Source organism: Variovorax sp. P4_D9, assembly GCF_056401695.1.
In genome coordinates, this window is sequence record NZ_JBFUIU010001202.1 from 1 (window position 1) to 2,086 (window position 2,086).

The 2,086-nt window shown below is 67.1% G+C and carries 1 protein-coding gene and 1 pseudogene; both read right to left on the reverse strand.

The genetic code is table 11. The features are described from left to right. Positions 1-1,506, reverse strand: a 1,506-nt coding sequence (locus AC1DY5_RS52980) for a Kelch repeat-containing protein (protein ID WP_478122242.1), incomplete at its 3' end; no start/stop codon positions are given. 461 nt (positions 1,507-1,967) lie between these two features. After that, positions 1,968-2,086 (reverse strand): annotated as a pseudogene (locus AC1DY5_RS52985) (IS110 family transposase); the annotation flags it as partial.

Sequence of the window (2,086 nt, forward strand, 5' to 3'; positions counted from 1 at the left end):
GATGATCGGGCGCGCAGCGGGCTGTCCGGTGCTGTCGAACAGGTAAGGCGGGGAATAGACCTCGGCGTTCAGGTTGATGACGGGACCGGGCGATCCGCCGCCGGCCGACAGCACCGTGGCATCGGGAAGCAGAAGCGCGGTCGAGTGGTACAGGCGCGGATTCTGTGCCGCGGCGCCGACCGTCCACTGGTTCGCCTTCGGATCCCAGATCATGGCCGTGAAGGCGGTGCCGACGAGCTCGTTCGACACCGCGGAGCCGCCCGTGACCACCATCTTGCCATCCGCCAGCACGGTCCCCGTACTCCAGATGCGGTTCGGCCCCGGGCCCGCCACGGATGTCACGACCGGTGTGCTGCCGTTGATGTCGAGCACCATCGCGCTGCCGTCCTCCGCGACCAGAAAGACCTTGCCGCGGTCGAACATCGCCCAGGGCATCATCCAGTTGATCGTCTTGGGAAGGGTCCCGATCTGCGTCTTGCTAGGCGCTTCGGTGTCGATGCTGAATATCCGGTTGTCCCCGACGATGATCACTCGTCCGTTCGGGGCGAGAAAGCCGCGCGGATAGAAGAAGTCGGTCGGCCAGCCCTCGATCCCCGGGAGGCTCTTCCATCCCTGCCCGGGCGTGTAGATCTCGGGAACGCTGGAGCCGACGCCGTTGCCATCGATGCCGCCGGCGGCCAACACCCGCCGGTCGGCCAGCGGGATCACCGATCCGTACCAGCGCGCATAGGACATCGGCGGGCCGCGCGAGATGAGGCCGGTGGCCGGATCGAAGAAATTGACGTCCGGCACCCCGTAGTTGACGCGGGTCGGGTCGATGCCCCGGGTGTCGCCGCCGGCCAGCAGCACCTGCCCCGCGGGCAGCAACAGCTGCGCCGAGCAGAAGATGTCGGTGCCTGTGCTCTGCGTAAGCAGGCTGTGCGAATTGGTGGACGGGGTCCAAACGTCGTAATAGAGCCGGGCATCCTGCAAGCCGTCCCGATCGCTGCCATAGTTCATCACCTTGCCGTCGGGCGTCAACACCGCATGGAGGCCATTGAGCGGCCAGGTGGTGGGCGCCGACCACAGGCCGACGCTGTTGGGCGGCTGCGCGGCCGCGACTGCTGCCGCCGACGCGGCGCCACTGGGCTGCAGGCTGCCGGTCGATGTTCCACGAACGACAGGCGCCGGGCGATCTCTTTCCAGTTCCCTTTGCGCGGCGATCTCGGCCGGTGTGGTGACCTTGTTGCGCGCCACCCCGGACGCGCCCTTCGGCTGGGCCCCTGCCTCGGCGGCAGACGGCTGGGAGGCGACCCCTGCCGCAGCTGTCGAAGCGGAGCCGGCTCTCTCGACGCCGGCTGCGATTCCGGTGCCCACCCCGGCCGCAGATTTGGGGCCGGCGGCCGTGCCCCCTGTCGGCGTGCCGGCGACATCAGTGCCGTCACCGCCGCCGCAGGCTGTCAATACCAGCGGCACGCACAGGGCGACCCATTTGAAACCAGGTGCATCGGGCTGGGCGTTGCGCATGGTTTGCTTTCAAATGAGGACGTTCGGGTTATACCGCAGCTCTTCCATCAGATCCCGCATCAAGCGCCGAACGGCAAGCCGACGCACACAAGCGTTCCCATTTCGTCCCCCTGCAGTTGGCTACCCCGACCAACCCCTTCGGGCTCGGGCGGGGCAGGACGACCTGCTGATCGTGGGCAACGGGGTGCACCTGCCACTCGGCAAGCCAGGTGCTGGTGCTGGTGCTGCTGCGCTCGATCGACGCGCTGCACGACTCCTACGTGCCGCCGCCGATTCGGGCTCCCGATCGCGTAGAGCTCGAAGCCAATGCTGCGGAGAGCCCTGACGGGCCTCGGCGTTCAAGGTCCACTGTCGGGCCTAGACTAGACTCTAGTGACGCAGGTTGCCCCGAAGGGTTCTGTGGATTTGAGGGTTCTTCCTATCGTGATCGTGCCGCATCACCTCGTGTCACTGGCATCCCGTTATTGCGTTGCGGTGCTGGGCGCAGCCTGGTGCGCAATGGACCAGACGAATCCCGCCAGTTCCCTCGCCACCGCCACGCAGACCTTGTTGGCCTGAACGCCTCGGCCCGACAGTTGCG